The sequence below is a fragment of the Vibrio sabulosilitoris genome (assembly GCF_055391395.1).
The window spans coordinates 227,244-240,018 of record NZ_AP029600.1; the positions used below are offsets into that span (position 1 = coordinate 227,244).

10 protein-coding genes and 1 pseudogene are annotated in these 12,775 nt (G+C 48.5%); 8 read left to right on the forward strand and 3 right to left on the reverse strand.

Features of this window, described 5'->3' with window-relative positions:
• Positions 1 to 10: 10 nt before the first annotated feature.
• On the forward strand, positions 11 to 646 hold the full coding sequence (locus ACZ5R2_RS16925) for a cytochrome c oxidase assembly protein (RefSeq protein WP_464903407.1): 636 nt from the start codon (positions 11 to 13) through the stop codon (positions 644 to 646).
• Positions 643 to 1,566 carry a cytochrome c oxidase subunit 3 gene (locus tag ACZ5R2_RS16930; RefSeq protein WP_464903406.1) on the forward strand — a complete coding sequence of 308 codons (924 nt, stop codon included), beginning with the start codon at positions 643 to 645 and terminating at the stop codon, positions 1,564 to 1,566. The genes ACZ5R2_RS16925 and ACZ5R2_RS16930 overlap by 4 nt, the downstream gene beginning before the upstream one ends.
• A gap of 99 nt (positions 1,567 to 1,665) precedes the next feature.
• Here ACZ5R2_RS16930 and ACZ5R2_RS16935 read toward each other — a convergent pair whose 3' ends face one another.
• Positions 1,666 to 1,899 (reverse strand): DUF2909 family protein, encoded by a 234-nt coding sequence (locus ACZ5R2_RS16935; RefSeq protein WP_464903405.1) that lies wholly within the window; start codon positions 1,897 to 1,899, stop codon positions 1,666 to 1,668.
• Positions 1,900 to 1,924: 25 nt separating this feature from the next.
• Here ACZ5R2_RS16935 and ACZ5R2_RS16940 point away from each other — a divergent pair, with 25 nt between their 5' ends.
• The 6 genes from ACZ5R2_RS16940 to aroG all read left to right on the forward strand — a co-directional run bounded on the left by ACZ5R2_RS16940 (position 1,925) and on the right by aroG (position 9,662).
• Positions 1,925 to 2,641, forward strand: a complete 717-nt coding sequence (locus ACZ5R2_RS16940) for an SURF1 family protein (RefSeq protein ID WP_464903404.1) — start codon at positions 1,925 to 1,927, stop codon at positions 2,639 to 2,641.
• Positions 2,638 to 3,195 (forward strand): hypothetical protein, encoded by a 558-nt coding sequence (locus ACZ5R2_RS16945; RefSeq protein ID WP_464903403.1) that lies wholly within the window; start codon positions 2,638 to 2,640, stop codon positions 3,193 to 3,195. The genes ACZ5R2_RS16940 and ACZ5R2_RS16945 overlap by 4 nt, the downstream gene beginning before the upstream one ends.
• Positions 3,196 to 3,236: 41 nt before the next feature.
• Positions 3,237 to 4,235 (forward strand): COX15/CtaA family protein, encoded by a 999-nt coding sequence (locus ACZ5R2_RS16950; RefSeq protein WP_464903402.1) that lies wholly within the window; start codon positions 3,237 to 3,239, stop codon positions 4,233 to 4,235.
• A 46-nt stretch (positions 4,236 to 4,281) separates the two neighbouring features.
• Positions 4,282 to 5,184 (forward strand): heme o synthase, encoded by a 903-nt coding sequence (gene cyoE, locus ACZ5R2_RS16955; protein WP_464903401.1) that lies wholly within the window; start codon positions 4,282 to 4,284, stop codon positions 5,182 to 5,184.
• A gap of 210 nt (positions 5,185 to 5,394) precedes the next feature.
• On the forward strand, positions 5,395 to 8,415 hold the full coding sequence (locus tag ACZ5R2_RS16960) for an EAL domain-containing protein (protein ID WP_464903400.1): 3,021 nt from the start codon (positions 5,395 to 5,397) through the stop codon (positions 8,413 to 8,415).
• A gap of 194 nt (positions 8,416 to 8,609) precedes the next feature.
• A complete protein-coding gene (gene aroG / locus ACZ5R2_RS16965; RefSeq protein ID WP_464903399.1) occupies positions 8,610 to 9,662 on the forward strand; it encodes a 3-deoxy-7-phosphoheptulonate synthase AroG in 1,053 nt (350 codons plus the stop codon).
• A gap of 148 nt (positions 9,663 to 9,810) precedes the next feature.
• On the opposite strand, the gene ACZ5R2_RS16970 is transcribed toward aroG, so the two are convergent.
• Entirely contained in the window at positions 9,811 to 10,908 is a 1,098-nt protein-coding gene (locus ACZ5R2_RS16970) for a mechanosensitive ion channel family protein (RefSeq protein ID WP_464903398.1), read from the reverse strand.
• 132 nt (positions 10,909 to 11,040) lie between these two features.
• Positions 11,041 to 11,886: pseudogene (locus ACZ5R2_RS16975) on the reverse strand (pirin family protein).
• Positions 11,887 to 12,775: the final 889 nt, after the last annotated feature.

The following is a 12,775-nucleotide window of genomic DNA, read 5'->3' on the forward strand; positions in this document are numbered from 1 at the left end:
GAGGCGGGCGATGGACACACAAGAAAAAAATCGCAAGCTTGTCGCCAAACTCGCCGTGGCCGTCGTGGCTATGTTTGGCTTTGGTTTTGCGTTGGTCCCACTTTACGATGTGATGTGCGACGTGCTTGGCATTAACGGCAAGACTAATTCGGCGTCGGTCGAGGCACCTGTGGGTATGCAGGTGGATATTAGTCGTACTGTCAAAGTCGAGTTTTTATCGCATATTTCGCCCAGTATGCCGTGGGGGTTTACCCCCAAGGTGACCTCGATGGAGGTGCACCCAGGAGAGGTGATTCAAACGTCTTATTTGGCAGAAAATCGCTCAGATGTCGATATGGTTGGACAGGCGGTGCCTTCGGTGTCGCCGGGGCTTGGGGCGAGTTACTTCAATAAAATGGAGTGTTTTTGCTTCAACCAACAACCACTGGCAGCGCGTGAGTCCACCGATATGGGGCTGATATTCTACATTGAGCCAGATATCCCTGACTCAATTCATACTTTAACCTTGTCTTATACACTATATGACATCTCTAATCGGGTCTCTAAAGACTCGCTTAAGGCGGACTCCGCACCGGCGGTGGCGAAACAAAGCCAAGCTAAAGCAACGCCTTTGAACTCTCAAGCGAAACAAGGAGTGGCGCTATGATCTCAAATACTGGGAGCTCAAACCCTCGCTCTCAATCGGATACGACTGTCGATTCTTATTATGTTCCTGCTCAGAGCCGCTGGCCGATTGTCGGTGCTGTTTCTCTATTTTTGGTTGCCGTTGGTGCTGGAGTAACGATTCAGAATATTGGCAGCGATGGCGCAGGTGGCATATTGGGCAAGATTATCTTATTTGTCGGTTTTGGCATCTTGCTCTACATGCTGGCGGGATGGTTTAAAAACGTGATCACTGAATCCATGGCGGGTTTGTATTCCGAGCAGATGTCGCGATCGTTTCGCCAAGGAATGAGTTGGTTCATCTTCTCTGAAATCATGTTCTTTGGTGCCTTCTTCGGTGCCTTGTTCTATGCGCGAATGATCTCGGTACCTTGGCTTGGTGGGGCCAGCAACAATGCGATGACTAACGAGCTGTTGTGGCCCAGTTTTGAAGCTATTTGGCCATTATTGACCACGCCCAGTGGTGTTACGACAGAAGCCATGCCATGGCAGGGCCTACCGCTGAAAAACACCATTATCCTGCTGTTGTCGTCGATCACTTTGCACTTTGCTCACGTCAGTCTTGAGAAGAATCGTCGTACTGCTTTAATCGTGTGGCTCGAGCTGACCATCATCCTCGCGCTGTTCTTCCTGTACTTTCAGGTTGAAGAGTACGTGCATGCGTATCAGGAGATGGGGCTGACGCTGCAATCGGGCATTTACGGTAACACCTTCTTTATGCTGACCGGTTTTCACGGCTTGCATGTTTGTTTGGGTACCATCTTCTTAATCATCTTGCTCGCCCGTATTGCTAAGGATCACTTTACGCCACATAACCATTTTGCCTTTCAGGCAGGAAGCTGGTATTGGCACTTTGTCGATGTGGTGTGGTTATGCCTGTTTGTCTTCGTCTACGTCCTGTAATACTTGGGCGTATCTGCATGAATAGACTAGGCTTATAGAGGCTAGAGAGGGCTCAAGGTGAACGTATCATGCCACTGAGACTAGCCTCAATAACCACCATTACGGCACTTGATAAGGGGATTGGTTTGGATCAACCAATCCGCTGGTCAGGGCGAGGATGAGGAGAATAACCACCACTGCCGAGATCATCACTCGGCGGCCCAAGTAGTGACTCATAGGTTTTTGTTGGTCATGTTGGCCGTTGTCGCGCACTAATTGGAATAGGGCGAAGGCCAGGTTAAGGATGATAAAGAGTAGTAGTATGACTAAAGCGGCTTTGAACAAAAAGACCATTATAAAACCTCGCTGGAAAACGCTCATGAGCGGTAAAGTGTTGTTTGCAGTTGTATTTACTGTGGTTGTGTTTTCACTGTTGGTCAAATTAGGACTGTGGCAATTAGAGCGGGGTTACGATAAACAACAGATCGAGTCGACGCTTGCCCAGCGCGCTGAGATGCCACCAGTCGCCTTGGAGCATACCTTATCTATCAGTAATCCAACGGGTTTTCGGGTGAATGTCGAGGGACGCGCTGTCGCTGAGCACTACGTACTGCTGGATAATCAGACTTGGCAGGGCAAGGTGGGTTATCTTGCTTATCAAGTCATAGAAGCCCAAGATCGCTATTGGTTGGTTGAGCGTGGGTTTGTTGCCGCTCCTCCATCTCGCGAGGTGCTGCCTCAGGTGGACTGGTTACGCGGAGAGGTCAAGTTTGTCGGGCGCGTGTATCGCCGTTCTCTCAACCCGCTAAGCAGTCAGTTGTCTCCAGAATTTATCGCTCCTTACCGGATTCAAAATCTCAACCTTGGCCAACTGTCACGGCTGTTTGACTTACCGATCGAAGCCAACCTCGTTCAGCCTCAAGTGTCACAGTGGCCGTACCCAATGCCGTGGAATCCATTGCCGTTGCCCTCTCGCAAACACTTTGGCTATGCCGTGCAATGGTTTGCGATGGCGAGTGTGCTTTTTGGGCTAGTTGCTTGGTGTTGTTGGCGCGCAATAAGGCTCAGTTCAACTGCCACTAAGGAGGCAAAATGACGACTTCTAATCCAGTTTGGCGAGGTCGAGCAACCCTTATCGCACTGGTAGTGTTTTTTTCGATACCAGCGGTCAGTGCCTACCTGATCCTCGCCAATCAGTGGTACCAACCTGGCGTGACCAATCAAGGGCAACTGATCGAGCCCCGTTTGACCTATCAAAATCTTGGCGTGACCTATCAGCCAGAAAAGCCAATGTGGCAATTGGCTTATATTGTGCCTAAGCAGTGTGATGAATCTTGCCAGCAGCGGCTGTATCTGCTCAGACAAAGCTATCTTGCACTGGGCAAGTATCAGGAGCGGGTTGAGCCAGTCATGATTGTTCAGGGACAAAGCGACGCAAGGGTGATCGCTCAAGCGGATATTAATACCCAAATGGTTGATGCCCTGCCCGAGACAGTTGCGGTTGGGGAAGATGTGATCATTATTGATCCGTTGGGGCAGTGGGTGATGCGCTATTCGCTTGGGCAGAGTGATGCCGAGAAGACCCCGCAGTTGATGAAGGGCATGCTGCGTGACTTTAAGAAACTGCTCAAACTTTCACGCGTTGGGTAGAATTCAGCAAACTCACAAATCATTGATGCAAGGAGGCAGCATTGAAAACTTTAGATCTTGTTCGTTTAACTCTCTACTTGGCTGTCGTCGTGATTGCGTTGGGCGCGTACACTCGCCTGTCCGATGCTGGATTAGGGTGCCCAGACTGGCCGGGTTGCTATGGCAAACTGGTTGTCCCTCAATCTCAAGCGGACATTGCGCTCGCAAACCAACTCTATCCAGAGCGCGCCGTCGAGCCCTACAAAGCTTGGCTTGAGATGGTTCATCGTTACGTAGCGGGAACCCTGGGACTGTTGATTGCGTGGATTATGCTGCGCTGCTGGCAAGAGCGCTCAGCAGTACGAGGTCTGGCGACCTTCACCGCCGGGTTGGTGATTTTTCAAGCTCTGCTGGGGATGTGGACTGTGACCCTCAAGCTGCTGCCTGTCGTTGTCATGGCGCACTTGCTCGGTGGATTTAGCTTGTTAGCGTGCTTGTCCTTACTCTATTGGCGGCTCAAGGCCTCGCCATTGCCGCATGGCTTAGCTCGGCTTACCGGCGAACGGGGACAAGGGCTCAAGTGGTTTGCGGCGGCTTCATTGCTGGTGGTGATAGGCCAAGTCATGCTAGGCGGTTGGACCTCATCAAATTACGCTGCCTTAGTATGTACTCACTTACCCATTTGTGAGGGTCAGTGGTGGAACTATCTCGACTTTGCCAGTGCGTTTGACTGGCGCCAAGCTGGGCATGAAGACTATGAATTTGGCGTATTGGCTTATGGCCCGAGAGTGACGATCCATGTGGTGCATCGCATTGGTGCTGTCGTGACGGCGGTAATGTTGCTTGTTTTGGCTTATCAGTGCTGGCGTTGGTCGAGCCTGAGAAAAGAGGGCAGGCTGGTGTTGCTAGCACTACTCCTTCAACTGTCTCTAGGGGTTGCTAACGTTGTGTTTCACCTGCCGCTGTGGGTGGCGGTGGCGCATAACCTAGGTGCAGCTAGTCTGCTGATCGCTGTGCTGTACACCAACTATCGTATCTGGACAACGCCGATACGTGGTTAACGGTTGGGTCATTGATTAGAAATGGAATTCTGAGAGGAAATAGGTAATGAGTAAAACCTTAGTTGTGCAAGCACGGGGCAAGTCGTCATCACAGTGGCGAGTCTATTGGACGCTGACCAAACCCAAAGTGGTGTTGTTGATGCTGCTGACGGCTGTGGTAGGGATGTGCTTGGCGGTTGATGGCGCGCTGCCCCTGCAGGAGACGGTGCTTGGCTTGATAGGCATTGGCTTGATGGCGGGCTCTGCTGCGGCATTTAATCATCTGATTGACCGGCGTATAGACGCCATTATGGCACGTACTTATAAGCGTCCATTACCACAGGGAGAGATCTCAACGCTACACGTGAGTGTCTTTGCCGGTTTGCTGGGCGTGGTGGGTTTTAGCGTGTTGTGGTTTGGCGTCAACACGCTAACTGCCTGGCTAACGTTTATGAGCCTGCTCGGTTATGCCGTCGTTTACACCCTGTATTTAAAGCGTGCCACGCCACAAAATATCGTAATCGCTGGGATTGCTGGCGCGATGCCACCATTACTGGGTTGGACATCGGTCACTGGGGAGATGAGTGGCCATGCCTGGCTATTGGTGATGATTATCTTTGTTTGGACGCCGCCGCATTTCTGGGCTTTGGCTATCCATCGCAAGGACGATTACGCCAATGCCGATATTCCGATGCTACCCGTCACTCATGGTGTAGCCTTTACCAAGACCTCAATACTGCTTTACACTGTGCTGCTGGCGTTAGTGGTGCTATTGCCGGTGCTGGTGGGTATGAGCGGGTGGCTGTATTTGTTGGTTTCGACAGGCTTTAGCCTAGGTTTTATCTATTACGCCTTGCAGCTTAAGTACTTTAGCACGGAAAAAACCGCGATAGAGACGTTTAAGTTTTCCATCTATCACTTGATGGGGCTATTCATTGCCTTGCTGATCGATCACTACTTTGTGTTGTAACCTTGTGTACACCGTGAGCTCAAAGTCAGTATAAAATGTGCGCTTGTCATGACTTTTGACTTAACAAGCTGTGAAATTAATTAAATCAACGTAAATTATGTTGTTACTAACTTATACTCGATTAATCAGTTGGTTACACCCTTAATGTTGGCGACATACGCCATGGTTATGTAGATGTGGGGTGTAGCATAGCGCACACAACTTATAATAATGAATCAGATACAGGATACTCTTCACCGTCCAACTATTGGGGTTATTATGCCGCTACTGAGTGGCTTTTATATGGGCGAACTGAGTATCGCCCTTCGCCTCTATGCCAAACAGTTAAACATCAACCTCATTTTTATTCGCTCGGGAGAAAGTCGCAACTATAACTTACCGATAGGTCTTGCCCACCTCGATGCGCTGCTGGTTGTTTTGCACAGCGCTTCTCATCAACTCATTGATAAAGTGGTGAGCCGAGGTATTCCTGTTATCTCACTTGGGGCAAGTTACAGTCCGTTGCCTGTTGAGCAGATGTACAGTGATCAACGCCAAGGTGTTGCGCTTCTGTATGATTGGCTACGTCAGCTTGGTCATCAAAGAATTGCTTTTTGTGGCGATCTCAACGTTAACGATATCCGCCTGCGATTTAAGTCTTTTCAGGCTAAAGCCATTGAGCATCATGGTCGATTTATTGCTCAGGACTTTATCTCGGTCAGTGATTGCTCATTTGCTGGCGGACGTGAAGGAGCCAATGCGTTAGCACAAATGGATGGGGCCTGCAGCGCCGTGATCTGTGCCGCTGATCAGAATGCTATTGGGATGATTCAGCAATTAAAAACACAGGGCTTCTCCATCCCAGGAGACTTCGCTGTGGTGGGGGTTGATAATGTCTTTTTGGGTGAGAAGTCAGAGTTTGCTTTAACCACCATCGATCAGAATCTTGAGGTTTTGGCTCAACAAGCTTTGTTGCGGGCGGTTGAGAGAATCAAAGGGGCCACATTTAATCCAGATGTGGTGTCTCATCCGCAGTCTTTGGTCGTCCGCGGATCATGTGGAGGATGTCCGCAAAAAACTGAACACTTTGGTGGTCGGTCGGTGCGCCAGCAGATGATATCTGCTGAGATCCAATCTCCCGCCGAACTTTTTGAGAGTTTCTACTCGCAAGCCAAGGATGGCTTTAATTCAATTTTAGATGCTCAGAGCTGCTTTGGTTACCGGTTTGAGCAGGCCTTTTTGGCTCACTGTCGTGCAGAGCGCTTTCATCTTGAGAAAACACTATTGGTCAATCGTTGTCAATCAGCGGTTGAGGACATCAACGTCAAAGCCGCCGAGCACGTTGAAGACTTTCCTTTATCTGTCCCTGAGCAGCATTCAGTTCAGATGATCATCCCGATAAAAACGGGTGTCGATGATCACTTTAAACTGCTAAGCATCAGTGATTCTCAAGCCGATGAGCAGAGTGTGGGGGCCTACTCCATGTTCTCAAACTACCTAGATATGTTGGCTTTGTTTATTGAGCGTGACTCGCTGCTTGATACCGCCACTACGCGCCAAAAGAGCCTGCAGCAAATTCTGCAACAGCTCAAGGTGGTCTCAAATACGTCCAATGATGGTATTTGGGATTGGGATTTAGTCACCAATCGTCTGACATGGAACAGCCGCTTGGTGGATATGCTTGGGATACCACCAACGGGTCGTAGTGATATTCACTGCAGCGAGCTGTTTGAGTTCATCCACCATGAAGATCTCTCAGATATTGAGGACAAAATTCATGACCATTTGAGCCATAATGTGCCGTTTAAAACCGAATTTAGGATGCATACGGTCTCGGGTAAATACATCTGGGTTCAGGCTAATGGGGCGGCGGTGAGCAACGCTAAGGGCAGGGCGGTGCGCTTTATTGGTTCGTTGACTGACATTACTCAGCAGCGTATAAGCGCGCAAAAAATCCATCAAATGGCCTATTTTGATTCACTGACTGGTATTGCCAATCGGCGAAAAATCATTGCGGATATTGACGGTTACATTAATACGGGCTGTAAAAGAAGCCGCGCAGTGATGTTAATGGATCTCAACCGATTTAAGTTGGTTAATGATACCTTTGGTCACCACGCGGGTGATGCCTTGTTGCGTCATGTGGCCAAGCAGCTAGCGCAATCACTCGGTGATGAGCAACTCTTTGCTCGACTGGGTGGGGATGAATTTTTGCTCTTTTGTGATGTGAGCAACCGCCAACAGGTAAAAGAGCTGACAGACCAAATACTGCTTCGCATCACGCAACCCTTTTCGCACGGTAACATATTACTCGAAGCGCAGGCTGCGATTGGCGTCGCTTGGTACCCTGATGATGGCAACAGTGCCGATGAGCTGATCAAAAAGGCGGACGTAGCGATGTACCGTGCCAAGCAAGCCGGTGGTAATTGTGCGGTGACCTACAAAGCGCTTATGGATGCCTCATGCGAGGATATGATCGCGATGGAGCATCAACTTAAGGGGGCATTAAAGCGTAATGAGGTGGAAGTTTACTACCAGCCACAAATTGGGGCAGAGAATAATCAGGTGGTAGGTGTGGAAGCCTTGGCTCGTTGGTCATCGATAACGTTTGGTGATGTGCCGCCTCATCGGTTCATTCATGTTGCAGAGCAATGTGGTTTAATGAGCCTGTTTGGCGAGTATATTCTTAATCGCGTCTGTCAGGATCTGGTTGGGTCAGACTGGCTACGTGGGCTTGAGCGGATTTCAATTAATGTCAGCGCCAAAGAGCTAGTGAATACTCACTTTGCCTCATCGGCGATTCAAACTATTCTCAATCACCAATTGCCCTTGTCTTTGTTTTGTTTTGAAATCACCGAAACGGCTGCGATCACCGATTATGATTTGTGCAGTCAAGTGTTAGAACAGCTGAGAAATGCGGGGATCAGTTTATCTTTGGATGACTTTGGTACGGGGTTTTCTTCGCTGTCTTTGCTCAAGCGCCTGCCACTTAAAGAGGTCAAAATCGACCGTTCGTTTATCCGTGACATTGTTGATGGGCAAGCCAACCTTGATTTCGTGACGACCATGATTTTGATGGGTAAGAGCCTAGGCTACCGGGTGGTTGCAGAGGGCGTCGAAACTGATGCGCATGCCGTTGCGTTAAAAAACACCGGGGTCGATGTATTACAAGGGTTTTCTTATAGCGTACCTAGACCACTGAGTGAGTTGGAAACGCACTATGCTCATCAGCTTACTAAATGCCCTTTTTAAGGGTGTACAAAATTGGTTACACACCAATTATTTTGTAAAAGATGGTTTAATATTGCGTTTAATGAAAAAAAGTGATTGAAGTTCTTTTTTTTACTAGATAACTTACGTTCATTGCGAGTTTACGCACAAGTATAAACACAAGTTAGATATAGAACAAAACCTATACAGCATTCTAATTAAGGACGAGTTAAGCAATGTTTCAAACCGATGATGTAAGAATTGACAAAGTAAAAGAACTTTTGCCACCAGTGGCCGTTTTAGAGAAGTTTCCAGCGACTGAGATGGCTTCGAAAACGACGTATAATACGCGTAAGAGCATCTCTAATATCCTCAAAGGTCAAGATGACCGCCTGCTGGTGATCATCGGTCCATGTTCCATTCATGATCCCGAGGCGGCGCTCGAGTACGGTAAGCGCCTTAAGGTGCTGCGCGATGAGCTTGGTGAGCAGCTTGAGATTGTTATGCGAGTTTACTTCGAGAAGCCGCGCACCACTGTCGGCTGGAAAGGTCTGATTAACGACCCTTACCTCAATGACACGTTTAAGATCAATGACGGCCTGCGAATGGGTCGCAAGCTGTTGTTAGACTTGACGGATATGGGAATGCCAACCGCGAGTGAATTCCTCGATATGATTTCTCCCCAGTATGTTGGGGACTTGATAAGCTGGGGGGCGATTGGTGCCCGTACGACGGAATCTCAGGTCCACCGTGAGCTGGCATCGGGTATCTCTTGTCCCGTCGGATTTAAAAACGGTACGGATGGCAACATCAAGATTGCCTCTGATGCGATCCGCAGTGCCAGTGCCTCTCACCACTTCTTGTCGGTCACCAAGTATGGACATTCGGCAATTATCGAGACATCAGGTAACCCAGACTGTCACTTGATCCTACGTGGTGGTAAAGAGCCCAACTACAGTGCTGAGCATGTTGCGACAATCAAGAGCCAGCTTGAGGCCTCTGGTCTACCAGAAAAAGTCATGATTGACTTCAGTCATGCTAACAGCTCTAAGCAGTACCAACGTCAAATGGTGGTTGCTGAAGACGTGTGCGGTCAAATTGCCGCTGGCGAGCAGGCAATTTTCGGTGTAATGATCGAATCTCACCTAGTTGAAGGTCGTCAAGATTTGGTCGATGGTCAAGCCCCAACTTATGGTCAGTCTATCACTGACGCGTGTATTGGTTGGGATGACACCGAAAAAGTACTACGTCAACTTGCGGCTGCAATCGACACGCGCCGTCAAGCTTAAAAAACAGGAGCGAGGACGTTTCACTGCGGGTTTCGCTTCGCTCCGAGGGGCGAGGGGTCCCACGCGGTAAACTCCTCGCTCTAATAATTTTTATTGGGTGAAAGCGTAATACCTATCGTTTCGACGAGCGCTTAAAATGCTGTGAGTGCTAAACGCCTCGCTCCTCGTAGGGCATAGCCCGTCCTCGCTCCTTGCTTCCTGTTAATTCGATGGTTTGGGTAGGGTAGGCAATGTCGGCGCCGTGCTGATGGATGATGGCGAGCATCTTTAATAGGATGTCCTGCTTTACCTGATGGAAATACACCCAGTTAACGGTTTTTGTAAAGGTGTAGACCATCAAATCCAACGATGATGCACCGTAGCCATTGAAATTGACGATCAGTGTTTGGTTAGTATCAATTTCTGGGTGGTTTTGCAGCATGGCCTTAACCTCGTTGACGATGCTCTCAAGCTGGATTGAGTCTTGGTAGCGGATCCCCAAGTTTTCGTAGATACGTCGGTTGTGCATACGCGATGGGTTCTCGACCACAATATTGCTGAACACCGAGTTAGGGATATACAGTGGGCGCTTATCAAAGGTGCGAATAACGGTCATCCGCCAGCCGATGCGCTCAACGGTTCCCTCAATTTGTCGATCTGGCGAGCGAACCCAATCACCGATCTTAAATGGGCGGTCAAAGTAGATCATCATTCCGCCAAAGAAGTTTGACAGCAGATCTTTCGCGGCCAGGCCCACCACAAGACCACCAACACCACCGAAGGTGAGTAGCCCAGTCAGGCTGACTCCGAGGCTTTGGATGATGGTCAGTACACCAATTACAAAGAAAAACAGCCGAACAACCTTACCGATAGCCTCGATAGTTGATGGGTCATGTTTTTGGGTCTGTAATGCATGCAACTCAACTTCAGCGACGAGGCGGATACAGAACCAGATAAAGATCAGGATCAGCAGGATGTGTTTGATGCTGTCCAACCAGTTATGGGGGCTGGTGGAAAAATAGGCCAGCATGACTTGAAATGACAAGGTCGCAGGCCATAGCCAGATTAACGCGCTTATTGGTGATTTAGCTGCATGGAGCAGGCTCTCATCCCACTCGAAACGGGTGCGCGCGGCGAGCGTTTCGAGATGCCTATAAATCAAACGCCATGCAGTCCAAAGGATCAAGCTGGCCAAGGTGATGGCCAAGACACTATGCTGCCAGTCACCAAGTAGTTTCGGGACTTCCTTTAACAGAGATTCTAACATTGTCCTGGGTTTAATCATGAATAGTTAAACCCAGTATACAGACTCATGTACAATTTTAAACGGCTGAAAATAATAGACTTGTTTATACCCGAACATGGCTATGGTGCGGTTGCTCGCGATTACCAAACCGGTTTAATAGGTCTCAAATCGTCCGTTTTGATAGTCGGCGATAGCCTGATTGATCTCCTCCTGTGTGTTCATAACAAAGGGTCCGTGATGAACAATAGGCTCATCAATCGGCTGGCCAAACAGGATAAGGGCACCCGTATCGTCTTGACTGGCTAAACTCAGTTGTTTCCCGGAACTGAGTATCGCTGCTTCCCCTTGCTCGAGGTGCTCTGCTGAGAGTGCCACTTTGCCTCAGTATACATAGATAAGAGCATTGTCATTCTCATTCAATTCAAGGTTAGCTTGATGCCCCTTGTTGGCTTGCCAATCACAAATTGAGAGGGGGACACCCGTTGTGGATAGTGCACCTAAAAGACCTACGTCCTGAGAAAGCTTGACCTCGCCGGCAATCACTCTTAGCAGACCCAGTTTATCATCAGAGTATTCGCGTATCGTTTCAGGTTGAAAGTCATGATACTTCGCTGGGGTCATTTTGAGATGGGCGGGTTGATTGATCCACAGTTGGAAACCGTGCAATTGGCCTTCGGTCATGATCGGCATCTCGCTGTGAATGATTCCACGTCCTGCTGCCATCCACTGGGCGCCTCCTGCTTTTAGCTCGCCCACGTGACCGAGATGATCCCTGTGCTGAAAATGACCATTTAACATATAAGTCAGGGTCTCTATCCCGCGATGGGGGTGAGGTGGAAAGCCACCAATATAATCAGCAGATTGGTCGGACTTAAGCTCATCGATCATAAGAAATGGTGAAAAGCCTGGTAGGTTAAATCCCGCAATTCGTTTTATCTTAACCCCATCACCGTCCGAGGTGACACGCGCGGCGAGTCGTTTTTGGATGTGTCGTTGCATAACAAGCTCCTCGTTGCTTCGCTCTAGTGAGAAATGTAGAGCGTAATCACTCACAAGTGCACCGTTGATATTCGACAGTGACGTTCAAGATTTTCTAATGATCCAATCTACTCCAATAACCTTTCTACTAATTATGCCCCTAGCCGGGCACCCCTAGCCGGGCACCCCTAGCCGGGCAAAACCCGAACTCGCCTCCCGCTTCTGTTTTTAAGTAACTGGTTGACTCTCTACTTTGCAATTCGCACCTATTGTGCATTGTTTTGCAGAATGCTATTCGCAAACTGCAAATTTTAAATTTTATACCTATCAATATGCATTTTGTTGGTCTAAAAGTAATCAGATATAGGTGTTCGAGCTAAATTTTGGTCTTTTTAAAAGATGGCACGAGACATGCATAAGAACAGATGACCCTTATTAAGCCGAGGGTCACCTAGCCAACTGACGTTGTTAGTGAACCACTTTGTTCACAATGATTTTTTTGATACCAATCATGCCTTAGGCGTGATTGGTTTTTTTTTACCTAAAACTTGAACCCAGTGTATGCCACAGCGGGTGAAGTATTGTTGATTTGCCCCTCTTTAAGCCTACCCTGTATTTAAGATGCAGAGGTTATACTCGCAGCACAATGATGCGACCTCCAACCAACGTCAAGACATTGTTTATAAATGGCTTGCTCAGCTTGCAGCTAACCATTTAGAAAAACAGCGTCATGGCTCTCAATTAGATAGAGCCAACGGAAGCAAAAAGCCAATCTAATTAGGCCGATGAGACGTTGTCTTGAGTTGAGCAAAAACTAGGTTTGTACCCCGTCCAAAGCAGAAATAACTGGTAAGGACGTGCAAAGGATAAGCAAGGTTACTGTCTTTTGTGGCAGTTATATGGGGCTGAT

Coding starts and splice junctions, on each gene's coding strand:
- ACZ5R2_RS16930 (WP_464903406.1), top strand. CDS start 643: ATGATCTCAAATACTGGGAGCTCAAACCCTCGCTCTCAATCGGATACG.
- cyoE (WP_464903401.1), top strand. CDS start 4,282: ATGAGTAAAACCTTAGTTGTGCAAGCACGGGGCAAGTCGTCATCACAG.
- ACZ5R2_RS16925 (WP_464903407.1), top strand. CDS start 11: ATGGACACACAAGAAAAAAATCGCAAGCTTGTCGCCAAACTCGCCGTG.
- aroG (WP_464903399.1), top strand. CDS start 8,610: ATGTTTCAAACCGATGATGTAAGAATTGACAAAGTAAAAGAACTTTTG.
- ACZ5R2_RS16970 (WP_464903398.1), bottom strand. CDS start 10,908: ATGTTAGAATCTCTGTTAAAGGAAGTCCCGAAACTACTTGGTGACTGG.
- ACZ5R2_RS16960 (WP_464903400.1), top strand. CDS start 5,395: ATGAATCAGATACAGGATACTCTTCACCGTCCAACTATTGGGGTTATT.
- ACZ5R2_RS16940 (WP_464903404.1), top strand. CDS start 1,925: ATGAGCGGTAAAGTGTTGTTTGCAGTTGTATTTACTGTGGTTGTGTTT.
- ACZ5R2_RS16945 (WP_464903403.1), top strand. CDS start 2,638: ATGACGACTTCTAATCCAGTTTGGCGAGGTCGAGCAACCCTTATCGCA.
- ACZ5R2_RS16935 (WP_464903405.1), bottom strand. CDS start 1,899: ATGGTCTTTTTGTTCAAAGCCGCTTTAGTCATACTACTACTCTTTATC.